The 24,429-nt window shown below is 64.8% G+C and carries 19 protein-coding genes and 1 pseudogene; 9 read left to right on the plus strand and 11 right to left on the minus strand.

The features are described from left to right. The 5 genes and pseudogenes from AC1DYX_RS10425 to AC1DYX_RS10445 form a co-directional block, all read right to left on the minus strand. Positions 1-424, minus strand: a pseudogene (locus AC1DYX_RS10425) (glycosyltransferase); the annotation flags it as partial. A gap of 52 nt (positions 425-476) precedes the next feature. Then, positions 477-3,383 carry a glycosyltransferase gene (locus AC1DYX_RS10430; protein WP_477258744.1) on the minus strand — a complete coding sequence of 969 codons (2,907 nt, stop codon included), beginning with the start codon at positions 3,381-3,383 and terminating at the stop codon, positions 477-479. Continuing rightward, the gene (locus tag AC1DYX_RS10435) at positions 3,383-4,678 is read right to left on the minus strand and encodes an FkbM family methyltransferase (protein ID WP_477258745.1); all 1,296 of its coding nucleotides are present in this window, start codon (positions 4,676-4,678) and stop codon (positions 3,383-3,385) included. The genes AC1DYX_RS10430 and AC1DYX_RS10435 overlap by 1 nt, the downstream gene beginning before the upstream one ends. Beyond that, a complete protein-coding gene (locus AC1DYX_RS10440; RefSeq protein WP_477258746.1) occupies positions 4,675-5,922 on the minus strand; it encodes an ABC transporter ATP-binding protein in 1,248 nt (415 codons plus the stop codon). The genes AC1DYX_RS10435 and AC1DYX_RS10440 overlap by 4 nt, the downstream gene beginning before the upstream one ends. Continuing rightward, positions 5,919-6,713 carry an ABC transporter permease gene (locus AC1DYX_RS10445; protein ID WP_477258747.1) on the minus strand — a complete coding sequence of 265 codons (795 nt, stop codon included), beginning with the start codon at positions 6,711-6,713 and terminating at the stop codon, positions 5,919-5,921. The genes AC1DYX_RS10440 and AC1DYX_RS10445 overlap by 4 nt, the downstream gene beginning before the upstream one ends. 349 nt (positions 6,714-7,062) lie before the next feature. On the opposite strand from AC1DYX_RS10445, the gene AC1DYX_RS10450 reads away from it, so the two are divergent. After that, the gene (locus AC1DYX_RS10450; RefSeq protein ID WP_477258748.1) at positions 7,063-7,425 is read left to right on the plus strand and encodes a response regulator; all 363 of its coding nucleotides are present in this window, start codon (positions 7,063-7,065) and stop codon (positions 7,423-7,425) included. Positions 7,426-7,539: 114 nt separating this feature from the next. Here AC1DYX_RS10450 and AC1DYX_RS10455 read toward each other — a convergent pair whose 3' ends face one another. The 3 genes from AC1DYX_RS10455 to AC1DYX_RS10465 form a co-directional block, all read right to left on the minus strand. After that, a complete protein-coding gene (locus AC1DYX_RS10455; RefSeq protein ID WP_477258749.1) occupies positions 7,540-9,006 on the minus strand; it encodes a DEAD/DEAH box helicase in 1,467 nt (488 codons plus the stop codon). Between the two features lie 247 nt (positions 9,007-9,253). Further along, a complete protein-coding gene (locus AC1DYX_RS10460; protein ID WP_477258750.1) occupies positions 9,254-9,871 on the minus strand; it encodes an LON peptidase substrate-binding domain-containing protein in 618 nt (205 codons plus the stop codon). Positions 9,872-9,923: 52 nt separating this feature from the next. Continuing rightward, positions 9,924-10,373: a cupredoxin domain-containing protein gene (locus AC1DYX_RS10465; RefSeq protein WP_477258751.1), complete on the minus strand. Its 450-nt coding sequence runs from the start codon at positions 10,371-10,373 to the stop codon at positions 9,924-9,926. 217 nt (positions 10,374-10,590) lie between these two features. Here AC1DYX_RS10465 and AC1DYX_RS10470 point away from each other — a divergent pair, with 217 nt between their 5' ends. Next, on the plus strand, positions 10,591-12,873 hold the full coding sequence (locus AC1DYX_RS10470; RefSeq protein WP_477258752.1) for a CHASE domain-containing protein: 2,283 nt from the start codon (positions 10,591-10,593) through the stop codon (positions 12,871-12,873). 8 nt (positions 12,874-12,881) lie between these two features. Next, on the plus strand, positions 12,882-14,180 hold the full coding sequence (locus AC1DYX_RS10475) for a cytochrome P450 (RefSeq protein ID WP_477258753.1): 1,299 nt from the start codon (positions 12,882-12,884) through the stop codon (positions 14,178-14,180). Positions 14,181-14,281: 101 nt separating this feature from the next. Here the strand turns inward: AC1DYX_RS10475 and AC1DYX_RS10480 are convergent, their stop codons facing one another. Beyond that, on the minus strand, positions 14,282-14,737 hold the full coding sequence (locus tag AC1DYX_RS10480; protein ID WP_477258754.1) for a glycine zipper 2TM domain-containing protein: 456 nt from the start codon (positions 14,735-14,737) through the stop codon (positions 14,282-14,284). Between the two features lie 270 nt (positions 14,738-15,007). Here AC1DYX_RS10480 and AC1DYX_RS10485 point away from each other — a divergent pair, with 270 nt between their 5' ends. The 4 genes from AC1DYX_RS10485 (at position 15,008) to AC1DYX_RS10500 (ending at position 20,201) form a co-directional block, all read left to right on the plus strand. Beyond that, complete coding sequence (locus AC1DYX_RS10485; RefSeq protein WP_477258755.1) at positions 15,008-17,050, plus strand: TonB-dependent receptor plug domain-containing protein; 2,043 nt, start codon at positions 15,008-15,010, stop codon at positions 17,048-17,050. 2 nt (positions 17,051-17,052) lie between these two features. Then, positions 17,053-17,595, plus strand: coding sequence for a YfiR family protein (locus AC1DYX_RS10490; protein ID WP_477258756.1), 543 nt, complete (start codon positions 17,053-17,055; stop codon positions 17,593-17,595). Next, a complete protein-coding gene (locus AC1DYX_RS10495) occupies positions 17,592-19,454 on the plus strand; it encodes a putative bifunctional diguanylate cyclase/phosphodiesterase (protein ID WP_477258757.1) in 1,863 nt (620 codons plus the stop codon). The genes AC1DYX_RS10490 and AC1DYX_RS10495 overlap by 4 nt, the downstream gene beginning before the upstream one ends. A gap of 165 nt (positions 19,455-19,619) precedes the next feature. Then, positions 19,620-20,201 (plus strand): DJ-1/PfpI family protein, encoded by a 582-nt coding sequence (locus tag AC1DYX_RS10500; RefSeq protein WP_477258758.1) that lies wholly within the window; start codon positions 19,620-19,622, stop codon positions 20,199-20,201. Between the two features lie 5 nt (positions 20,202-20,206). Here the strand turns inward: AC1DYX_RS10500 and AC1DYX_RS10505 are convergent, their stop codons facing one another. Continuing rightward, positions 20,207-21,565, minus strand: coding sequence for a GGDEF domain-containing protein (locus AC1DYX_RS10505; RefSeq protein WP_477258759.1), 1,359 nt, complete (start codon positions 21,563-21,565; stop codon positions 20,207-20,209). A 407-nt stretch (positions 21,566-21,972) separates the two neighbouring features. Beyond that, positions 21,973-22,419, minus strand: a complete 447-nt coding sequence (locus tag AC1DYX_RS10510; RefSeq protein WP_477258760.1) for a nuclear transport factor 2 family protein — start codon at positions 22,417-22,419, stop codon at positions 21,973-21,975. Positions 22,420-22,611: 192 nt separating this feature from the next. Between AC1DYX_RS10510 and AC1DYX_RS10515 the strand changes: the two genes are divergently transcribed. Together AC1DYX_RS10515 and AC1DYX_RS10520 are read left to right on the plus strand one after the other, a co-directional pair. Beyond that, positions 22,612-24,063, plus strand: a complete 1,452-nt coding sequence (locus AC1DYX_RS10515; RefSeq protein ID WP_477258761.1) for a pilus assembly protein TadG-related protein — start codon at positions 22,612-22,614, stop codon at positions 24,061-24,063. After that, the coding region (locus AC1DYX_RS10520; protein ID WP_477258762.1) for a TadE/TadG family type IV pilus assembly protein at positions 24,060-24,429 on the plus strand (370 nt) is incomplete at its 3' end. The genes AC1DYX_RS10515 and AC1DYX_RS10520, both read left to right, overlap by 4 nt.

Genomic DNA, 24,429 nt, shown 5'->3' on the forward strand with positions numbered 1-24,429 from the left:
GGATCAAATCGTACAGAATGGCTGCCGTCGGCACGCCGGTGCCCAGCCTGGCCACGCTGGTCACGGCATCGTCGCTCAATCCTTCGAACAGGCTCGTGATCAACACATAGTCCGGTGCAAGGCTGGCAATGAATGCCTCGCGCAGCAGTTCGGCACTCTCCCGGCGCCACCTGTTTGCCGGACTCAGGCTGTCGACCGGGCCGGGGGCCTCCCACACGCGGATATTCTGCGGCGGAAGCAGGGTGGCAAATGCCGCACGCAAGGAATCGATCGCATCGGGAAAGGCCCCATTCAGTACGAGTACGATGTCGTGTTCGCCGCGCTGGCGAACGAGCGCCTGCGTCAGCGAAAACGTGTAGCGGCCGATCCCGCGGTTACGCGAACCCGGGGCCTGGGCACCCTGCATGTCGATGATAATGCGCATGTAAGCCTGATTCCGCTTTGTGCTGACGACTCAAAAACGACGAATGATGCGCTCACCCAACGTAGTGCACCTCGACGCCCAGGTTCACGATTTCCTGATACGGACCAGGATCGTCCCCGGTTGCCTGGCCTGGTACGAGCAGTACGTCGCCGGCACGGAATGCCACCGGCTCATCCTGCAACGCCGACACGGGACAATCCATTGCCGCCAGGGTGAACGTGCGTGCATACAGATACGCCCCACCCGGTGCGCGACGCACCGGTTCGATCCTGAAGCTTTCCGGCGGCTTGACCAGGATGTCCTGCAGGCGGCCATACGCCCCCAGTTCGACCGGCCTCTGCGGCCCGGTGTCCGGCAACGCCGACACGTCCACCAGCAATTGCCGGATCGGGAAGCGCGGCACCATGGTTTGCGCAACCGCATGGGCCAGGGTAAACCACGCTTCGTCGTCGGCAGGTGCCGGCGTCACGCGCGCCAACGCGCGGATCAGTCCCGGCCGCTGATCGACGGCGCTGCGATACGCCGCTTCGATGGCTTGCGCATACTGGTCCGCACAGTCGCGCGGCGCATGGACGGTACCGATAATCTCGCGGGCGCGCTCGCCCAGCCGCGAGCGCATCGCGGCGTCCCGCCACAGCGCTTCCAGTGCCGCGACCAGCTCGCCATCGTCAAACTCGTCAGGCATCTTGATCACGCCGTCGTCGGGCAAGTCCGCCATGCTGCCGTTCGCGTTAACGATCGTGGCCAGGCCGTAGTTCATGCAATCGAGAACGGCAGCGGACGTTTCGCCGCGCGACAGCGTGCGCAACTGCACCCCTACATCAGCAGCCGCGAGATACTGGCGAAAGACGGCCATATCGGTCCATCCGGTAATCCGGATCCGGTCTTTCGCCCCCGAGCTCTGAATCTTCGCGGACAGCGCGCGGCCGTAATCGCCCTGCTCGTTTTCCCCGACGAACACCAGCACGCAACGCACATGTTGCGCCAGCGCCGATGCCAGCCAGGCGTCGAGCAAACGATGATTCAGCTTGGTAGGTCCGAGCAGGCCAAAACTGCACACCACAAAGTCATCGTCGCGCAAGTCCAGGGCAAGGCGCGCCTCGGGGCGTGCAAGGCCGGTTTCCGGCTCGCGCAAGAGTGGAATCACGGCCCAGTTGCTCGCCTCCTCGCGGCAATACCATTCGCGTGCGAGACGGCGCGAATGCCGCGAATGGACGATGAGTCCCAGCGCACCACGTAACACCGCCAGATTGGCCGGATAACGCCAGATCACCTGCGTGATGTCGGGCGTGTGAAAACGATCGCGCACCGCATGGTAGCCATGGCTCAGGTAAAGACTCTCTGCCAGGAACGCTGGCCGGCCTCCACTCAATTCCGCATGCACGGCGCTACCGGACAGGAAGAAGTCATGCAACACCACCACCCCCGGCACGTCCTCGAGCATGYCGAACATGTGCTGATGAAAATGGGAATTCCCAAAATGGTAGAGCACCCGGTCATAGCGGTCGGCGTGCCTGCGCACCCAGTCGGGATGGCGCAGCTGGCAGTTCGCCTTGACCCAGGGATCGGATACCTCCGCCTGCGGCGTGACGACGTCGATATCGTAGTGACGCGCCAGTTCCGGCAGCAGCTCGGCACTGTAATCGCTGATCCCGCTGCGCTCGGGCGGCAGGGGTGACACATAAGCCAGTTTCGGACGCGCCAGGGGCAAGGACGCAAGCGCCGGCTTGCCCTGTCGCACCGCGTGACTGGCCGCGATCGCCTCAAGCGCGCGCGCTGCACTGGCATCCCACGAGAAACGCCTGGCCTGCTCCAGCCCATGCCTCTCAAGCTCGGTACGGAACCCGGCGTCGGTCAATACCTGCTCCAGCTTGGCGGCGATCGATGTATCACTGCGCGGATCGAACAATGCGTCCGCGCGGCCTATCACTTCGGGCAGACTGGAAGTATTCGCCCCGATCACGGCACGCGCACAGGACATCGCTTCGAGCGCCGGCAGACCGAATCCTTCATGCCAGGATGGGAATGCAAACATCTGGCACAGGTTGTACAAGGCGAGCAGGTCGTCTTCCGGCACGAACCCGGTCAATACCAGCTCGTGGCTGGCGAGGCCATTCTCGCGCGCCAGTTTTTCCAGGCCCTGGCGGTTGTGCGGCTGGATCGAGCAGACGATTGCCAGTTGATGGTCCGCGCGCAGCGCTGCGGGCAACAGCGCGTACGCGCGGATCAGCCCTTCGATATTCTTGCGGTGGTCGATGCCTCCGGTGTACATCACGAATGGGCGCTGCAGGCCATAACGTGCCCGTATTTCCGTTTCCTGCACTGCGCTGATCGACATGGGTTGAAAATGCGCATCGGCGGCGGTGGAAATCGCCACGCATGCCGAGGCCGGAAATCCGAGGAACCGGATACCTTCCTGGCGCGACGATTCCGAGATCGCCAGCAACAGATCGGCACGCCGCATATGGTCGAGCTTATTCTCGTACCATTTCTCCACGACCGGATTGGTCAGGTAATGATGGCGCTGGATAAGGGGAATCAGGTCATACAGAATGACCGCCGTCGGCACCGTGCGCGACAGTGCAGCGACGCTGAGGATGGCGTCGTCGCCCAGGCCTTCGAACAGGCTGGTGATGAGCACATAATCCGGACGCAGACTGGCCAGAAAAGCTTCACGCATCAATTCGGCGGTCTTGCGCCGCCAGATGTTCGCGTCATCGACACTGGCCACGGGTGTTGGCGCATGCCATACAACGATATGTTCTTTGGGCAAAAACGCTTCAAACGACGTACGGATCGGTTCGATCGTATCCGCAAAAGCACCATTCAACGCAATAATGATGTCGTGCTCGCCCCGGTTCCTGACGATTGCCTGTACCAGCGACTGGGTATAACGGCCAATACCTCGATTACGAGAACCCGTGGATTGGGCTCCCTGCATGTCGATTACGATACGCATCAATATTCTTCTTTATACGATTGTTTCTTCAGCTGCCTGTAGATGCTTGCAATCTGTGGCGGAAGATCCTGCGTCGATCCGGGTTCCATCGCCGTGGCGTGGTGCTGGAACACGGCGGCTACAGGCGCGGAAACTGCTATCCCGATCAGGCCGGAACGGCCGGCGAACCCTCGCAAGTATTGCTTGAGCCCGGGGTGCCGGCCCACGAGCTTCAACGCGCGTTCACGCACGCCGGAGTGCGCCAGCACGGTGCGGATGCTCCAGACGAGCAATGGCCGGGCGGCCTGTCGGGTGCGCCGGGCAAACCAGCCCGCGCCCCGCGACGGCAGCTGCGGCAACCGACGCATGAAGGTACTTGCATACCGCAGCGGTGCCGTCACGCGCCAGGAGGTGCTCGCATGCACCGCTTTCAATTCATGGTTCAGGCGATCCGCCACACTCCACCATTCATGGATAGTGGCCTGGTTGTCCTTGCGCAGGGTTGCCAGGTGCGCGGTCAATACAGCCCGCTCTTCACTCGACGCGGCAAGCTGTGCCGTTGCGGCAGCCTCCGCCGCTGCCAGCAAGGACTGTTGCCGCTCTTCGACTTCGCGGTACAAGCCCCAACTGGCATAACCGCTCAACCTCACGTCATCGAACACGTTTGGCGGCGTGGCAAATGCAGCGGCCAGTTCCGGATGCTCATCGGCGATATAAAAGCGGTTCAGTCCGTCAAAATAGACGAAACGATATCCGGCTTCCCGGACGATAGGATCCCATGGCCCATAATCCGCCGCGGACGATCCTGGAATCGTGGCTTCCACCACCATCACCCATGGGCGGAGGATGCTGCTATCCCACCCCTTCAGGACCTGGGTCTCGAATCCCTCGACGTCGATTTTGAGCCAATGCAGCTCTCGCCCTGCGAGCATGCCGAGTGCCGATTTCAGGGTCAGCATCGGCACATGGATTTGCTGCGTACTGAATCCATGCTCCTGATGCGACTGCGCATACTGATCTACCGCCGTACTGAGCCCGGTTTCCGGGATCACATTCAAGGACAGTAACCCTTCGGCCTCCCCCAGTGCCATCTGGAGGACGACCTCGTCGGGGCGATCCCGGCGCAGCAGCTCCGCATACTGCGGCACCGGTTCGATATGGATACCGCGCCAGCCGTTCAGGTAAAACGCCTTGCTGACGGAATCGATCGTCGGATGCTGCGCCCCGACATCGACATACGTGCCGTTTTCGACGTGCCTGAGCGCTCGCCACAACATCAGGTCTTCGAAGTTCTGGGCGTAGGAAATGAAACTCATTGAACAGACTCTTGAATGTGGCGCGAGATGGTGAACTCGGCATCAAGCCAGTTGGTGCCGATGAACACATGGCGATCGACGTTCAGCACATCGAACACCAGCAGGTTATCGACCCATTCGTAATTATCGATCAGATGCGTGTCGGTACTGACGAGCGCGGGCGAGACCGAATAGGAGCCGGGACCCAGCGTGCAGGTGAACGGCAATCGGAACACCACGGTTTCGCCCTCGCGCAGGTTGTCCTGGATCTGTCTGGTATGCCAGGTATTCGTACCCCATACCACATGCCCCTGCTTATCGCGGATCATGTAGCCCAGCACAAGCCGCGGCAGGTCGGCGTACACCGTTGCGACCAGCCGCAATTCGACCGCCTGGCCCACTTGCGCGACGTTGAGCTCGTTGCCCTCCCGGTCGAGCAATCGAAGCGAGGTGACGCGCACCTCGCCGGTACCGCTACGGGTGAGCAACCAGCCGTTCCTTTCACGCTTCTGTTCGATGCTGAGCTGCGAATTCTCCTTCTCGGCAATCATCGCGTTGTAAAAGTCGACAATTTCGTCGGGTGCACCGTCTTTCAACAACCGCCCCTTGTCCAGCAGGATGACCCGGTCGCACAGGCTGCGTACATCGCCCATGCTGTGCGTGACGAACATGATGGAAACGCCCTGCTCCTTGAACTGGCGGATACGGTCGAAGCTTTTGTGTTGAAAATAATTGTCTCCCACCGACAAGGCTTCGTCGACGATGAGCAGATCCGGACGAAATGCCGTGGCGACGCTGAAGGCCACCCGCATCTGCATGCCGCTCGAATACGTCCGCATCGGTTGATCGAAGTAGGGACCGATTTCGGCAAATGACTCGATCTCCGGCATCGCCTGCTCGATTTCGCTATGGCTGTACCCCATCAATCCGGCCGAATGAAAAGCATTCTGTCGTCCCGTCAGGTCCGGATTGAACCCCATGCCGAGTTCGAGAATAGCGGCGACACGGCCACGCACCTGCACCTGACCGCAGGTCGGTTGCGTCGTTCCTGTAATCAGTTTCAGAAGCGTGCTCTTGCCGGCCCCGTTCTGCCCGATGATGCCGACGGCTTCACCGGGCGAAATCGAAAAACTGACGTCCTTCAGCACCCAGTGTTCTTCCAGAGGCTTCATCGATGGACGGAACCAGGAAGCAATCCGGCGTAATTCGCCGCCCCATTTGCGATAGGCCTTGCCCAGGTTCTTCAGGTGCAGTTCGCCGCTCATAATTGATCCACCATTTCCGGGCTCGCCTTACGGAACAGCACGAGCGAGAATGCCAGCAGCGCCAGCGCGACGACGAGGCTTCCTGTCAGACCGGTCCAATCCGGTGCGCGGTCATACAGCAGCGCATCCTGGTAACCGGTAATGATGGGAATGAGCGGATTGAGGAACAGCCAGGGGCGGTATTGAACAGGAATGATGTTGACCATGTACACAACCGGGGTAAACCAATAAATAAACTGGAGCACGACCGGTACGATCTGACCGATATCGCGCATGAACACGTTGAGTACGCCGAGCGTCAGGCCCAGGCCCAGCGCCAGGGCGACCGTAATACCCATCAGCAAAGGCAGGCATGCTACTGCGCTGCCGGGCGCATGACCCAGCACACCGAAAATCAGCAACACGGCCAGGAACAACAGGATGTTATTGACCAGTGCGCTGCCCGCGACGATCAGCGGCAACGCAATACGCGGAAAAACCAGTTTCTTGAGGATATTGCCGTTATCGATGAACAGTGTCAGGCAACGGTTGACGATTTCCGAGAACAGGGACCAGCCAAGCGTACCCGACATCAGGTAGATCGCATATGCGTAACGGTTATTAACGCCAGGCAATTTTGCCGACAATACCGCGGACAGCACGAATGCGAAGATCAACACTTGTGCGAGCGGATTCAGGATCATCCACAGTCCGCCCAGGCGGCTGCGCACGAACTTGATGCGCAATTCGGTTCGAATGGATGAGGTAATGAAAAAACGGAAGCGCCAGGCCCCTGCCAGCATGCCAAACATCGTATTCCTTTGCAAAGATATCCAGGTGACGCTTAAGGCGGCGTACGACTGCGTACGATACGGGTTCGCCCGCTTGCGATGAGCCCCTTACGCGGCGTGTACGACACGAATACGGCCGAGCATTTTACATTAAGCATACACGTAGCCCAGCCAACGGAACGCGTGCCGGACTCGATGACATGGGCTGTCGACGTATGGCCGGACACGGTTCATCGGTTTTATGTGCCAGAGGATGTTGGCTGAAAGGAAAATGTAATTTCCAACTTGCAATCGGGAATGCGCCACGGCTTCACACTGCCCTACGTGCGTACGCAAACGGTAATCCCTTCGACCTTCATCCAGCATGACAATGGATCAATTTCGACCCAACGACGACGTGCGCGAACTGGCCGAGAGCGTGCTGGGCATGGCCGGCTACGCGGTGCTGGCGGCCGCCGGCGGCGAGCAGGCGCTGGCCCTGCTGCGGGAAGGTGCACGGGTCGACCTGTCGTTCACGGACGTGACCATGCCGGGCGGAATGAACGGGCTGCAGCTCGTCGACGGGGCGCGCCGGCTGCGCCCCCGGCTGCCGGTGCTCGTCACGACGGGCTACATGGATGAATTGCCGGGCCGGGGCCGGGAGCTCGGGCAGCGGTTGAACATCCTCGCCAAGCCGTACAAGCATGGCGACCTGCTGGAGCGCGTGGAGGAGGCGCTGGGACGGGAGGTATAACGGGAGTTTGCGTCACGCATACGTTACGCGTGGGCGGAGGCCGCCCACCCTACGGCAATAACGTACGTAGGGTGGGCACCCCGTGCCCACGCGGACGTTTGCGGTTCGTTGGCGTTACTGCTTTGGCAACCCACCCAGCAGCGCCGCCAGCTTCGGCTTCGCCTTGCCCGGTGCGGCCGGTGCCGCGGTCGCTTCCTTGCGCGGGGCCGCCGACGGTTCGTAGGGCTTGAGGAACCACGGATCGACCTTCTCGCGGCGCGGCGCGCCCACGGGACGCGGGCCGCGGTCCGGCCGTTCCACGCGCTCGCCGCGCGGATTGTCCGTCTCGCGGCGGCCACTGCGGCGATCCCCGCCGCGCTCGCCGCCGCGCTCGCCGCCGCGCTCGAAACCGCGCGCCGCCACGAAGCCCGTCAGTTCGCCGCGCGTGATGGTCTGCTTGATCAGCTTCTCGATGTCGGCCAGCAGGCGCTCGTCCTTGTCCGAAAAGACGGACAGCGCGTCGCCGGTGGCGCCGGCGCGGCCCGTGCGACCGATGCGGTGCACATAGTCCTCGGCGTTGTACGGCAGGTCGTAGTTGATCACGCACGGCAGGTCCGTGATGTCGAGACCGCGCGCGGCGACGTCGGTCGCGACGAGCACGTCGATCTCGCCCTTCTTGAACGCGTCCAGCGCGGCGATGCGTTCCTGCTGCGTCTTGTCGCCGTGGATGGCGGACGCCTTGATGCCGGCCTGCTCGAGGTAACGCGCCAGGCGCGAGGCGCCGATCTTCGTGTTCGAGAACACCAGCACCTGCTTCAGGTCGCGCGAGCGGATCAGGTGTTCGACGACGTTGCGTTTCTGCTCCTCGTCGACCTTGTACAGCACCTGGGTGATGGCGTTGTTCGTGGCGTTGCTGCGCGCGACCTCGATCGTCAGCGGGTCGTTCAGGAAGCTGGACGCCAGCTTCTTGATCTCGGGCGAGAACGTGGCCGAGAACATCAGGTTCTGGCGCTTCTTCGGCAACAGGTTGATGATGCGCTGCAGGTCGGGCAGGAAGCCCATGTCGAGCATGCGGTCGGCCTCGTCCATCACGAGCATCTGGACCTGGGCCAGGCTGATGTTCTTCTGCTCCACGTGGTCGAGCAGGCGGCCCGGCGTGGCGATGACRATCTCGACGCCGCGGCGCAGGATCTCGGTCTGCGGCTTCATGTCCATGCCGCCGAAGACGACGGTGGAGCGCAGCGGCGTGTGCTGGGCATAGGCCTTGACGTTCTCGGCGACCTRGATCGCCAGCTCGCGCGTCGGCGTCAGCACGAGGGCGCGCACGGCGTGGCGCGCGGGCGACATGCTCGTGTTGGCGTGCGGGAGCAGCAACTGGATGATCGGCAGCGAGAAGCTCGCCGTCTTGCCGGTGCCGGTCTGGGCCGCGCCCATGACGTCGCGGCCCTGCAGGACGATCGGGATCGCCTTGGCCTGGATCGGGGTCGGATGGACATAGCCCTGGTCCGACAGCGCACGCTGGATCTCAGGCGCGAGGCCGAAATCGGCGAAGCGCACGGTCGGTGCGCCGCCAGCTTCAATGGTGGTCGGTGTTTCAGACATTTTTTCTTTCGGGCAATGAATCGTTGCGTTCTACGGCCGGGCTGCTGCCCTGGCAGGGCCAACGCGGGAAAACCGGGGTGACGGGACGCGCCTCGCGCGGCAAGGCCGGGAGCGGCGACTTTGGCTGCCTGGTCAGCGCCTTATCGGCGCCGCACGGACGTAGAGAGTCTAAATCGCGCTCAAGGTTACCTCAAATCCTACCCCCTGTATATGAAATCCGCGTTTTTGGGGGCAAATTGCAATATTTTCATGAGGTGATGAGGCCGTGTTCATCGAGCACGTCATGCAGCAGCTCCAGCCGGATCATCGGATTGTCCAGCATGAGCATGCTCTGCTTCTGGTGATTGGGCAGCGGCAGCAGTTCGCACCAGCGGTTGGCCACCCAGCCGCAATCGTCCAGGCGGAACGGCGGCTGCACGGGCCAGCGGCTTTGCGGAACGTCGTGCAGCGAGGCCAGCACGCGGTCGAGCGCGTCGGCCGCGCCCTTCAGGTCGGACGGGATGCGCACGGCGTGATCGTCTTCCACCAGTTCCGCCTCGGCCATCCACAGGCCGTTCGTACGACGCTCGCTGGCGCGCACATGGAAACGCGAACCGCCGCGGCACACCACCTGCAGCAGGCCCGGCGTGGACGCGGTGGTGTCCTGCACCGAGGCCAGCGTGCCCGAGGCCGCGAACCGTTCCTGTCCCTGCGGGGTGCGCACTTCCTGGCCATGGGTCAGCAACACGACGCCGAACGGTTCGTCTTCCGTCAGGCAATGGCTGATCATGTCGAGGTAGCGTACCTCAAAAATCTGCAGCGGCAACACCCCGTCCGGGAACAGGACCGTGCTCAGCGGGAACAGGGGTAACGTGATCGTGGCCATGCGCGCATCATGACAGATTCGCCGCGCGGGACGGAGCACGATTGCAAGCGGATCAGCCCTCCGGTCCTTCGATCGGCAAGGTGCGCACGGCCTCGGCCAGGACACGCAAACGCCAGCCCAGGCGCGCCCAGCCGGGATCCGGATGATTCGCGACGCGTACCGTGACGGCATGGCCCGGCGCCACGTCGCAGGCGTACACGTAGTCGCCGGCCTGTTCGAACGGCAGGCGGAACACGTGGCCGGGCAAGACCAGCACCTGGCCGAACACATGCGGTGTCGCATCGCGGTTACGCAGCAGCAGGACGTCGCGCACGCCCAACGTCAGGCTGACCTCGGCCGGCACCGCGCCCGGCTCGCCGGCGCCGCGCAGGATCGCCGCGCCGCGCGGGAACACGAAGGTGCGCTCGCGCGTCGGATAGCGCAGCGGCGCGAGCGCCGCCCACGACAGCGTGACGACGATGGCCAGCCCCATGCTCCAGCGAACGCGCTGCAGCAGGCTCATGCGGCCTCCGCGGAGGGGGAGCGGATGGAGAGTGAACGGGAATACATGGGCACGTCGTAAAACGCCCATTGTAGCCGGAGCGCGGAATGCGTCGGGCGTCGCTACGCCGGGCGCCCCGGCCTGTTGTGCGCCTTTTCGGTCCATACGCCGGTATCCTGTCGGTGACGGCGCGCGCTTGCCCTGCCGGCTCCCCTGTCGAGTACAGCGTAAAGCATTCATGCCGCATTCCGATTCATTGCCCGCCCCATCGCACCGCAATTCGCCGCGCAGTCCGGCCCACCTCCCCCTGCTCCTGGCCGCGCTCACGTTCCTCGCCGCGCTGATCGTGACGTATGTGGTGGCCGGCAATGCGCAGCGGACGGCAGCGGGCGAACTGGCGGGCACGTTCAATTTTCGCGCGCGTGACCTGGCGGCCAGCATCGACCGGCGCATGGACGTCTACGAGGAAGTGCTGCTGGCCACGCGCGGCTTCCTGCGCGGCTCGATCGACGTCGACCGCGCCGGGTTCGCCGAGTACTACGGCCTGCTGCACCTGAACGAACGCTTCCCCGGCATCGAGGCGCTCGGCATCGCCGCGATCATCCCGCCCGGCCGACTCGACAACCACGTCGCGGCCATGCGCGCCGAGGGCTTCCGCGACTATGCGGTCAAGCCGCCCGGCCCGCGTCCCATGATCACGTCGATCGTCCGCATCGAACCCTTTTCCGGACGTAACCTGCGCGCCTTCGGCTACGACATGTTCAGCGAGCCCTCGCGCCGCACCGCGATGGAAGCGGCGCGCGACACCGGACGCGCAAGCGCCACCGGCAAGGTCGTGCTGGTACAGGAAGAGCTACGGGGCGGGCAGCCGGGCTTCCTGGTGTACGTCCCCGTGTACAAGGCCGGCATGCCGTACGACACGGTCGCGGCCCGCCGCGCCGCCATCGTCGGCTGGGTGTATGCGCCGTTCCGCATGAACGACCTGATGCGCGGCCTGGGCGGCGAGCACGCGGGCGACCTCCAGGTCGAGGTCTACGACGGGCTGGCGCCGTCCGCCGACGCCCTGCTCTACCGCTCCGCGAACGCCGGACCTGGACGGACTCCCCTGCTGAGTTACCAGACAACGGTCGATTCCGCCAACCGCACCTGGACCATCGTCGTGCACTCGGCGCCGCCCCTGGAGGCGACGCTCAACCGCCGCGCGACGGTCGCCGTCGCACTGACCGGGACCGGCCTCGGCTTCCTGCTGGCGCTCGTCGTGTGGCTGCTGGCGTCCGAGCGCCGCCGCGCGCTGCAGCTGGCGCAGGGGATGACGGTGGAGCTGCGCGCCTCGCGCGACCGCATCGACGCCGAGCGCGAACGCGTGCGCCTGATCCTGCAGACGGCCTACGACGCCTTCGTCGCGCTCGCCCCGGACGGCCGCATCACGGACTGGAACCTGCAGGCGTCCAAGCTGTTCGGCTGGCGCGAGGACGAAGCCGTCGGACGCGACGCGCTCGACCTGCTGCTGCCGGCGCCACTGCGGCCGGAATGGCGCACCTGCCTGGACCACTTCGCGCGCAGCGGCGCCTGCGCCATGCTGGCCGGGCCCACGGAAGCAACGGCACTCACGCGCGAGGGCCAGGAAATCCCGGTGGAGATCGCGCTCACGCCGCTCGCCACGACGCGCGGCTATGGCCTGACGGCGTTCGTGCGCGACATCCGCCCGCGCAAGGAAGCGGAGGAACGCGAACACCAGCGCCAGCAGCGCCTGGAAGAAGCGCGGGCGGCGCTGCTGCGCTCGCAGAAGCTGGAAGCAGTCGGCAAGCTGACGGGCGGCGTGGCGCACGACTTCAACAACATCCTGCACATCATCAGCGCCAACGTCCAGCTGATGCTGCGCAGCGACGACAATAGCCGCAAGCGCCTGCTGAACATCCTCGACGCGGTGGAACGCGGCAAGAAGCTGGCCGCCCAGCTGCTCGCCTTCGCGCGCCGCCAGCCGCTGCACCCGAGCGTCGTCAACCTGGCCCAGCTCATCGAGCGCATGGACACGCTGCTGCACCGCGCGGTTGGCGATTCCGTCGCGATCCGCATGGAGATCCCGCCGGACCTGTGGAACGTCCTCGTCGACCCGAACCAGCTGGAGAACGTGCTGCTGAACCTCGTCATCAATGCGCGCGACGCGATGGAAGGCGGCGGCAGCGTCACCATCGCCCTGGGCAACCTGACGGTCGACCCGGCCGACCAGCTGGCATATTCCGGCATCCAACCCGGGGAATTCGTCACCATCGCGGTGACGGATACAGGAACCGGCATGCCGCCCGAGGTGATGGAGCGCGCCTTCGAGCCGTTCTTCACGACCAAGCCCGAAGGCAAGGGCACGGGCCTGGGCCTGTCGATGGCGCACGGCTTCGTCAAGCAGAGCGGCGGCCATATCCGCCTGGCCAGCCGGCCCGGGGAAGGAACGACCGTCACGATCTGCCTGCCGCGCGCCCTGCAGGACACGCCCGATCCGGCCTTCCTGCCGGTGCCGCACTAGGAGGCCGTTTGGCACATACCGATCACGCTCATCATCCCGACGCCCTCGACGCCGTGCCGCGCGCACCCGGCTTCGACCTGTCCACCGCCTTTCTGACGGAAGGTTATGCGTTCATGCCGCGGCGCCATGCGGCCCTGGGCAGCGACGTTTTCGCCACGCGGCTGATGCTGCGCCGCGCGCTGTGCGTGCGCGGCGAGGATGCGGGACGCATGTTCTATCAGCCCGGCCGCTTCACGCGCCGCCATGCACTGCCGGCGACGACGATGGCCCTGCTGCAGGACTTCGGCAGCGTGATGGCGCTGGACGGCGAGGCGCACCGCAAGCGCAAGGCCATGCTGATGTCGCTGTTCGGACCGCTGGAGCGGCAACGTCTCGTGGGATTGGCCGCGGCCGAATGGCGCACGCAGTTCGCGCGCTGGCCGTCGGCACCGCATATCGTCGTGCACGAAGCGGCGCAGGAAGTCTTGTGCCGCGCCGTGTGCCGCTGGGCCRGCATCCCCGTCAACGCCGACGAGGCGGCGCAACGCACGCGCGAATTCGCCGGCATGATCGCCGGCGCCGGCGCGGTCGGCCCACGCAACTGGCGCGGCCTGCTCCTCCGCCACCGCACCGAGCAATGGGCCCGCGCCCTCGTCGATGCCGTGCGCTCCGGCCAGGTCCAGCCGCCGTTCGACAGCCCGCTGAACGTGATCGCGCGCCACCGCGACGCCGACGGCGAACTCATGAACCGCAAGCACGCGGGCGTGGAGCTGATCAACCTGCTGCGCCCGACGGTGGCCGTGGCGCGCTACATCGCGTTCGCCCTGCTCGCCATGCATGAACATCCGCAATGCCGGGCCCGGATCATGGCCCGCAGTGATCCCGGTGCCGATGCCTACGCGACGCAATTCATGCAGGAGGTGCGGCGCTACTACCCGTTCATCCCGGCGATGGGCGGCCGCGCCCTGCACGACTTCGAGTGGCACGGACTGTGCGTGAAGAAAGGAACACGGGTGCTGTTCGACCTGTACGGCACGAACCACCACCCGGCCCTGTGGGGCGACCCCGACGTATTCCGTCCCGAGCGCTTCGAGCGCTGGCAGAGCAGCGGCTTCGACTTCGTGCCGCATGGCGGCGGCGACCATTATTCGGGCCACCGCTGTCCGGGCGAATCCGTCACCGGCGACCTGGTGAAGTCGGCGCTGCAACTGTTCGCGGGCGAGATCGCCTACGACGTGCCGCCGCAGGACCTGACCGTCAGCCTGCGCCGCATCCCAGCCTTGCCGGCCAGCGGCTTCGTCATTTCGAACGTGCGACCGCGTACGTAGGGTGGGCATTTGGGGCCGGGGGGCCCCAAATGAAACGTGCCCACGCGAACGCCAACGTGACGCAAACGTTACGCGTGGGCACAGGGGTGCCCACCCTACGCTCAGCGCACGAGGCGTCCATCCAGCACGCGCACGTGCTCGCCGTTGTGGAAGCGCGCCACGCCCTTTTCCGTGAAGGTGCGGTAGCCACCGGTCGCCATCTTCACGCGCACGTCCGTATAGGTTTCGGCCTTCATGTTGCGTTCGATGCGGTTGCCGCCATAGGCACCGCCCACCGCGCCCGCCACCGTGGCCAGCGTGCGGCCACGGCCGCTGCCGACCTGGTTGCCCAGCAGGCCGCCGACCACGGCGCCGCCCACGGCACCGACGCCGCTGGCACGCTCGGGTTCGCGCTTGTACGTGTGGTTCGACACCACCGTGGCGCAATTGCGGCATTCCGCCTGGGCATGCGGATGGTGGTCGGGTGCAGCCTGGGCCGCGAACGGTGCGGCGCCGGTTGCGAGCAGGGCCGCGACGAGGGCGGCGCGGGCGGTCAGACGGATCGAAGTGCGTTGCATGGTATTCCCCTTRGATATCGTTGTAACAAACATGTGTACAGAGTAATGTCCGTGCACTCGGCTGCAAAGCATGAAACAGTATCAATTGCAAGCGAGTGTAACTTTTCCTTTTTTCGGTACAACATTGCTCCTTATGCACCACAAATGCGCAAATCTGTCTTTTTGACGCAACTTTTTGTGTCACGCCCCGGAAGTTTCTCTATAGTACTTATCAATGATTATTTGAAACAATGAGAAAGAGACGGGCCGTACCGTCGGCCTTCGTCATCCATGTGTAAACGCTACCCGGGCCAAGCCTCCGCCCTGTTCGTCATTACCTGCGCCGTGCAGCTGACCTGCGCCCAGGCCGCGCTGGCAGGCATGGGGGCATCCCCGGCCGCCGACGGCACCGTCGACACGCTGAGCGCGCTCCCCCTCGAGGAGCTGATGCAGATGCGGGTCGTGACGACGGCGTCGAGATTCGCCCAGCCGATCAGCGATGCACCGTCGTCGGTGGTGGTGCTCACGGCCGCCGACATCCGCGACTTCGGCTGGCACACGCTGGCCGACGCCCTCGCCACGCTGCCCGGCCTGTACGTGACGAACGACCGCGACTACGCCTACGTGGGTGCGCGCGGCTTCCTCCGTCCGGGCGACTACAACAGCCGCTTCCTGCTGCTGGTCGACGGCGCGCGCGTCAACGACGCCGTGTACGACCAGGCCCTCGTCGGCACCGAAGGGCTGCTCGACATGGACATGGTCAAGCGCATCGAATTCGTCCCCGGTCCCGGCTCGGCCGTGTATGGCTCGAACGCCCTGTTCGGCGTGATCAACGTCGTCACGCGCGACGGCAGCGGCCTGTCCGGCGTCCAGGGCGCGTTCGCCGGCGGCACGCAGGGCGAACGCAAGGCGCGCACCAGCTACGGCTGGCACGGGCAGAACGGTGCCGATGTGCTGCTGTCCGCCAGCGCCTTCACGCGCACCGGCCGCGACCTGTACTTCCCCGAATTCGACGCGCCCGCTACCAACGGCGGCATCGCCCGGCGCATGGACTGGGACCGCGCGCAGAACTTCCTCGTCAAGGCCAGCGTCAAAGGCGTGACGCTGTCGGCCAGCCACGTCGCCCGCACCAAGGGCATACCGACCGCGTCGTTCCAAAGCCTGTTCGGCGCGCCCAACCGCACGCGGGATACCCAGACGAGCATCGGCCTGGCCTACAACGCCCAGGTCGCGCCCGCGCTCGCGCTCGCGGCCCAGCTGCACACGGGCCAGGCCGATTACGTGGGCACGGGCTGGTACCCGGACGGCACGGGCGCGCCCGCGCTGAACATCGACGGCGCCCATGCGCGCTGGTACGACGCCGGCGTGAGCGCGACCTCGACGGCTCTGCCGCGCCACAAGATCGTGCTCGGCGCCGAGCTCGGACGGGATGCGCACCGCGACCAATACAACTACAACGCGCAACCGTACGTGCCGCAGCTGGATGACCATCACGGCGGCGCCCGCCGCGCCGTCTTCGCGGAAGACGAGATCCACCTGGCGGACGGCATCCTCGTCAACGCCGGCCTGCGCTACGACGAGCACACGGATCCGAACGTGCATCGCTTCAGCCCGCGCGTGGCCGTCGTGGTCAGGGCGACGGCGGCCGACACCGTCAAGCTGATCGGCGGCAGCGCCTTCCGCACGCCCAATGCCTACGAGATGTACTACGCGGTGCCGGGCAGCGACGGGCAGATCGCCAACCCGGACCTGCGGCCGGAGCGCGTCACGACGCACGAGCTGGTGCTGGAACACACCCTTGCCGACGGCGGGCACGCGACGCTGTCGCTGTTCCGCTACGCGGTGGACGATCTGATCAGCCAGCAGCGCGACGCACGCACCGGCATGCTCGTCTTCCGCAACATGGACCATGCCGACGCCCGCGGCGTCGAGGCCGCGTTCGACCGCGACTTCGGCGCCGTGCGCCTGCGCGCCAGCTATGCCTGGCAGCTGGCGCGCGACACCGGCAACATGGGCGGGACGCCGATGATCGACTCGCCGCGCCAGCTGGCCAGGGCCAACCTGACGGCGCCGCTGGGCTGGCGCGGCGGCCGCCTCGGCGCGGAACTGCAGTGCAGCGGCAAGCGCCTGGCCGACCAGGGTACGGCGGGCGGCTATTGCGTGGCCAACGTCACCGTCTCGGCGCTGCGCCTGCTGCCGCGCACCGAATTGTCGCTGAGCGCGTACAACGCCCTCGACAAGCGCTATGCCGACATCGCCGGCCCCGCCTTCGTCCAGGCGACGCTGCCGCGCGAGGGCCGCACGTTCGTCGCGAAACTGGCCTGGCGGTTCTGATCATGACCCGCGTCCTGACCCTTCTCGCCCTGCTGTCCGGCCTCGGCCTGGCGGGTAGCGTGTGCCGGGCCCAGGTCGACGGCGCGGACATGAAGGCCGCGTACATCTTCAACTTCGCCATGTTCACGACCTGGCCGGACGGCGGCGCCAGGGGCCCGCTGGTCGTGTGCGCGCATCCCGACGGCCCGCTCTGGCCCAGCCTCCAGGCCCTGAACGGCCGGCCGGTCAACGGCCGGCCCTGGAGCGTAACGGATTTATCTCATGCGAAAGCGGCGCATTGCGACATCGTCGTGCTGGCGCGCACGGCGCAGCAGCCGCCGGCGGCCGGGGTGCTGGTCGTGCGCGACGGCGACATGCGCGATCGCGACATGCGCGTTGGCGACATGCGCGATCGCGACATGCGCGTTGGCGACATGCGCGGCGCCGCCATCACCCTCGTCGAGGACGATGAACACATCCGCTTCGACATCGACACGCAGGAAGCGGCGAGGTGCGGCCTGCGCTTCAGCTCCCGCCTGCTGCGCCTTGCCAGGAACGTGCTATGAAACCCGCGTCACGCCGCCAGGGAGAATTGAGCCGCATGCTCGGCCTGGGCCAGCTGCTGGCCGCGGCCGCGGCGCTGGGCGTCGCCTGCTGCATCCTGCTGGCCTACCAGTTCGTCGCCCTGCGCCGCAATCTCACGGACGACCTCACGGTGCAGGCGGCGATCATCGCCGACAACGTCGCGGCCACGCTGATGTTCCACGACCAGGACGCGGCCCACGAGATGCTGCGCTCGTTCCGCCACTCGTCGTTCCTGGCCGCGGCCACGGTGTACGACCGCCAGGACGTCGAATTCGCGGCCTACCGTAACGGCGGCGCCGACGAGACTCCGGCGCTGCTGCACGACTTGCCGTTGTTCGCACCGCTCTCGGTGGCACGGCCGATCCGCTACCGCAGCATGGCGCTGGGCCGGGTCGTGCTCACGGCCGACACGGGCGGCATCCGCGGCGGCCTGCTGCGCTACGGCGCCCTGCTCGGCCTGGCCTCGCTCGGCGCACTGGTGACGACGTCGCTGCTCACGCGCCGCAGCAATACACGCATGCGCCGCGCCGAAGCGCAGCTGAAGCACCTGGCCTATACCGACACCGTAACGGACCTGCCCAACCGCCGCTGCACCTACGAGGCGCTGGAACTGGAGATCGCCGGCTACGCCGGGACGGGCGGCCGCATCGGCCTGCTGCTGGTCGACCTGGACAACTTCAAGGTCGTCAACGACACGGCCGGCCACGCCGCCGGCGACCGCCTGCTGCAGCAAGTCGCCAGCAGGCTGCGCGCGACGGCGCGCCCCAGCGATCACATCGGCCGTATCGGCGGCGACGAATTCGCGGTCATCGTCGCGCCGCTCGACAATCCGGCCGAGCTCGAACGCGCGGGCCAGCGCATCGTCGCGAGCCTGCGCCAGCCGCTGCAGGTGGAAGGCATGGAAGTGATGCCCACCGCCAGCATCGGCGCCTGCGTGTTCCCGGACGACGCGCGCACGATGAGCGAACTGCTCAGCAACGCCGACGCCGCGCTGTACCGCGCCAAGGCCAACGGCCGCGACAACGTCGTCCTGTTCGAGCGCGAAATGATCCTCGCCACGCAGCGCCGCGCGCGCCTGGAACGCGACCTGCGCCGCCACCTCGAAGCCGGCCTGCTGGAACTGTGCTACCAGCCGCAATACGCGTGCGGCTCGCGCAGCATGGTCGGCGTGGAGGCGCTGCTGCGCTGGCCGCATCCCGAGCAGGGTTATATCTCGCCCGCCGAATTCATCCCCGTCGCCGAGGAGAGCGGCCTGATCGTCGAAATCGGCAAGTGGGTGCTGGAACGCGCCTGCATGGACGCCGTGGCCCTGTACCGCCAGACCGGCACGTGGCTCAGCATGGCCGTGAACGTGTCCGCGCGCCAGCTGCGCGACAAGGATTTCATCGGCATCGTCGAACGCACGCTGCTCGCGACAGGCATGCCTCCGGAACGCCTGGAACTGGAACTGACGGAGAGCATGCTGATGGAAGACATGGACGGCGCCATCGACTTCATGCACAAGGTGCGCGCGCTGGGCGTGCGCCTGTCGATCGACGACTTCGGCACCGGCTACTCGTCGCTGGCCTACCTGCAGACCTTCCCGATCAACCACCTCAAGATCGACCGCAGCTTCGTGCGCCTGCTGCCCACGTCCGGCACGACGATCGCCGGCGCCGTGATCGCACTGGCGCACGGCTTCAACCTGACCGTGGTCGCCGAGGGCGTCGAGGAACCCGAGCAATTCGACTGGCTGCGCCAGGCCGGTTGCGACTACGTGCAGGGCTACCTGTTCGCGCGCCCGCTGCCGCTCGCGGCCCTGCGTGCGCGCATGCTCGACGAGCGGGCGCCGGTGGCCTGACGCGCCCCGGCACTGCGGTGCCCCGGGCAACAATGCGTTCCCAAAATCAAGCCTTACGATGCCCGCGCCGGGATGGTATCTTGTCAAGGTCAGTCTAGGGCGGCTCGCGATGCCGCGGGCCGCGTTTCGTCACGAAGTCCAGGGAACCCCGAAGGAGACCACACGATGGCAGCGAAAAAGATCCTGTTGTTGACCGGCGATTTTGCGGAAGATTACGAAACCATGGTGCCGTTCCAGACCTTGCTGACCGTGGGCCACACGGTGCATGCCGTCTGCCCCGGCAAGAAGAAGGGCGACAAGGTCAAGACCGCAATCCATGATTTCGAAGGCGACCAGACCTATACGGAAAAGCCGGGCCACCAGTTCGCGCTGAATGCCGATTTCGCCGAGGCGAATGCCGACGACTACGACGCCCTCGTCATCGCCGGCGGCCGCGCGCCCGAATACCTGCGCCTGGACGCTCAGGTGATCGCGCTCGTGCGCGGCTTCGCCCATGCCGACAAGCCGATTGCCGCCGTCTGCCACGGCGCCCAGCTGCTGGCGGCCGCCGACGTCATCCGCGGCAGGCGCGTATCGGCCTACCCCGCCTGCGCGCCCGAAGTCCGCCTGGCCGGCGGAGAATATGCCGACATCCCGGTCGACCAGGCCGTCACGGACGGCAACCTCGTCACCGCCCCGGCCTGGCCTGCGCATCCGCAGTGGATGGCGCAATTCCTCAAGCGGCTGGGTACCGTGATCGAACTGTAAGGGGATCAGGCCGCGTCGGCGCTGGCGATCATGTCCGTCGGAATATAGGCGCAGACGCGGTCGCGGCCGCCCTGCTTGGCACGATACAGTTCCGCGTCGGCACGCTTGATGGCGACGCCGACCTCATCGCGCTCGTGATGCTGGGACACCCCGAACGACGCCGTCACGCGCAAGCCCGCCGGCCACATCTGCTGGTGCAGCGAATGGCGCAGGTTGTCCGCCAGGATCCTGCCCTGGTACACATTGGTCATCGGGCACACGATGAGGAACTCCTCGCCGCCCCAGCGCACGAGCCGGTCGGACGAGCGGATGCCGGACGCGATGACGCTGGCGAACTTGCGCAGGACTTCGTCCCCGATGTCATGGCCATGGGTGTCGTTGATGGACTTGAAATGGTCGATGTCGATGAAGATCACGGCCATGGGATCGGTCAGCAGGCTCGACGTGTTCATCAGCGCCGCGCGCAGGCCCTGCCGGTTCAGCACGCCGGTGAGCGGATCGATGTGCGCCTGGCCGGCCAGCTCGCGCGCCTCCAGCTGCAACGCGTTGTTGATCGTACTGAGCAGCGCGATGGCCGCCTTGCTGTCCTTGAGCTGCGTGCGCAGCGACAGCGAGAGAATCGCCAGCCAGCCGACGGCGCACAGCACCCACATGGCCACCAGGATCATCAACAGGTCCGCCTGGCTGATCAGCTTGCCGTGCAGGCGCAGGCTGTGCAGCTTAAGGACGTGCTCGCCTTCGGGTCCGTCAAAACCAAGTGGCACGTTGATGTGTACGATGTTGTCGAGGTTGACGATGGAATGCGCGATCGGTGGCTTGGCCATGTCTTTCCACCATTGCGCCACGACGAACCAGTTCAACGGTACCAGCAGCTTGCCGCTGGGCGGCAGTTCGAGCGATTCGACTTGCAGGACCTTGAAGGTCTGCCATTGGTCGAGCCGGGTCAGCCCTTCCTCCGCCTCGGACATGACAAGGCCAAATTTCAGCGTTCCCGGCCCGACATATTGCCCTTCGATGATCATGTACTCGAAGCGGGACATGTCGACACCCGTGGCACCCTTAAGGAAATCGAAGTCCAGCTTGCAGTAAGGCCATTTAGCTTGCTTGACGATGTGGCAGTGCACGATGAGATCCTGCCCCTTCTTCTCGAGCGAGCCCACCGACGCACCGCCTTCGCTGCGGTCGTCCCCGACTTGCACAGGGAAACGATCGCCGGACAGCTCGACCACTTTCTCCATGCCGAAATGGTGCCAGACGAGCAGGACGACGGTCAGCAGCAGCAGACCGCCGAACACGTAACGGGCATAGCCCAGCAGCCGGGCCAGTGGTTGGAGAGAGGATTCTGCGGAGGAGACCGACATCATTGGTCCACGTAAACTTACATTGATTTATCGCAAGATACCTCACTGAATCTGTGTAAGCAAGAGTAGTCGCGGGGGCAGCGTCAATTTGTTGCTTTTCATAACGGGACTACGGAAATTTAGCATTATTCAAAGCGCTGATCAATATCACTTTTTACACAAGCCTTCGGGTGCGGCATGGAACGGAACAGCGAACCGGCCGGGTTTATCCTTGCAGCATTGGCACATTTGCACCGGGAACCGGCCGAAGTGTTCGACCTGCCCGGTACTGGACATGTGCCGGCAGGTCGGCGTCGACGAGCATCGGTGACGAGATGTTCATGGCGCCAGCCAACTATCATGGCTGGCGCCAGAGGTGAAAGTGACGGAACCGGCCGGGCTCAGGAAGGCACGCGTTTCACGGCTGCCGGCTAGTGAACTGCCGGCCGTGTTGCCTGCGTGCCTGCACGGGCGCCTTGCGGTCGATAGGCCTGCGCGGCCCGGTACGTGTCGGTGTACTCCTTGAAGCTGGCGATCTTGCCGCCGGCAACGCGGAAGACGTGGCACCACTCGTCGCTGTACTCGATACCGGTCTCCCTGACGACAAAGGTGGCGTGCCCGAACACGACGACGTCGTCGCCCTGCCCGATGAACCGGTCCGGCACAAATTCGCGCGTGTCCTGGCACTCGGCCAACACCCGGAAAAAGTCGGCCGCCTGGTCGATGCCGCGACGTTTACCGGTGAACGGAATGCCTTCCACTTCCGGCAATTCCCATGTGATGTCCTGTGCAAACATGCCGAGCAGACGCTGGATATCGCCTGTATTGAACGCGTCATAGGCCTGCTTGAGCAGACTGATGTTTGCTTGCTCGTTCATGATGTCTCCCTTGGTTCTGGATGATCGGACTTTCAGTATCGTCCCCATGGTCGTAAATACAAGGCGACCGGGTGGTCCCGCGAGTTATCTCCCTCCACGCTGCGTCTTCTCAACATAGCGGCATTGCAGCCTTCTAGGATTTGTATTGGGAAGCTGCCTCGAAACATGTTTGCGTCTCAGGAGGACCGATCCGTGCCCATCGAAACAACAAGGCAAACGTCGCCACCGGCACGGCGCCACGACAGATTGCGCCGACAAGGATTGGAAGACGGCGCCATTGCCATCATGACGCCATTCGTCCTCATCCTCATGATTGCCATCTTCGGCATGGCGCTCGACCTCAGCCGCAGCTACAACCGGAAAACGGAACTGCAAAATGTCGCCGATGCCGTTGCCCTGGCAGCAGCTTCGGCGCTGGACGGTACGTCCGCAGGTATCGACAAGGCGGTCACAGCGGCTGGGCAAGCCGTGGTGGGTTATAACTTTTCATATAACAGCGCAAGTGTTTCCTGGTCCAGCGCTGCGCTGACGTTCGGCACGGACGCCAATGGCACGGGCGGCTGGATGGACGGGGCGACAGCAAAGGCGAGTGCCTCGAAGACTTTTTTTGCCCGGGTCGACACATCGGCGCTCGATCCCGTCCATGGCAATGTCCAGAATTTCCTCATGCCCGTCCTGTCGTCGGCCCTTGCGACGACGACCGTCTCGGCCTCGGCGGTGGCTGGCCGGGACTCGCTGAACGTATTGCCGCTCGCAATCTGCGCGAACTCGAATACCAAAGCGGCCTCGCTCGCATCGGGCGAACTCGTGGAGTACGGCTTCCGGCGGGGCATCAGCTACAACCTGATGAACCTGAACCCCGGCGGAAGCACGCCCGAAAACTTCCTGGTGAATCCGGTTGCGCCTCCCGGCACGGTGGGCACGACAATGATGAACAGGATGGACGTCGTCGCACCGTTTGCCTGCACGGGAAGGATGTCGATACCGACGCTGGGGGGTGGCGACATCACGGTCGAGCGTGGCTTCCCGATCGGTTCGCTTTACGTGCATCTGAATTCCCGCTTCGGTACCTATGTCACGCCATGTCAGTCATCGACCGCACCAGCGGACCCGAGCGTCAAGAGCTTCGATCTCGTCAGCGCAACGTGGATGAAATACAAGCCCGACGGCCAATCCGCCAATCCGTTGGCGACCCCGGATCCGCTGCTGACGATCGCGGAAAAGCCTGCCGGTGCCGCAAAGACCGCTTACGGGCCCCTGTGGTCCTATGCGAAGGCAGCCAAGTACACATCCTATGTTGCCAATGGCGGCGTGGAACCTGCGGGCGGCTTCTCCACCTTCAGCACGACGGACTGGAGCACGCTCTACAACCCGGGCGGGCCCGTCGCACAATCCTACCCGGGCACGACGCCATATCAGGCAAACGGTGGGAGCGCGACGTACAAGCCCTACCGCAATACGCGTGTGCTGAACATTCCACTGTTGAGCTGTCCGGTTCCCGCAGGCACTAGCGCGACGGCAACCGTGCTCGGGATTGCGAAGTTCTTCATGACGGTCCCCGCGAGTTCATCCGCTGTCTATGCGGAATTCGCCGGGATGAACACCGAGACCGCCCTGGGCGGTAATGCGAGGCTTTACCGATGAGACGCATATTCAACGCGACCAGGCGGCGGTACGAATGCGGAGCGATCGCAATCGAGGCGGCGCTCCTGCTTCCCATTCTATTGTTATTCCTCGGATTTCCATCGCTCTACCTGGCTTTTTATTACCGCCAATACTCGGCCGCACAGAAAGCCGTACACGACGCAGCGCTCTACCTCTCGACGGCGCCAAGGGTGGAGGTAACGACATCAGGACCGGACGGCAATATTGCTGCCCTGACCTTGGCAACGAAGATCGTTGAGAAGGAAATGGCCGGCATCGTCCCGAGCGGCGTCGCCGTGGACCCGGCGATTTTCTGGATCTATCAGGTGGGGGGAAATCCAATGACCAAGCCGTGCTCTGCAACGC

The sequence above is a fragment of the Massilia sp. P2_C2 genome (genome assembly GCF_056404615.1).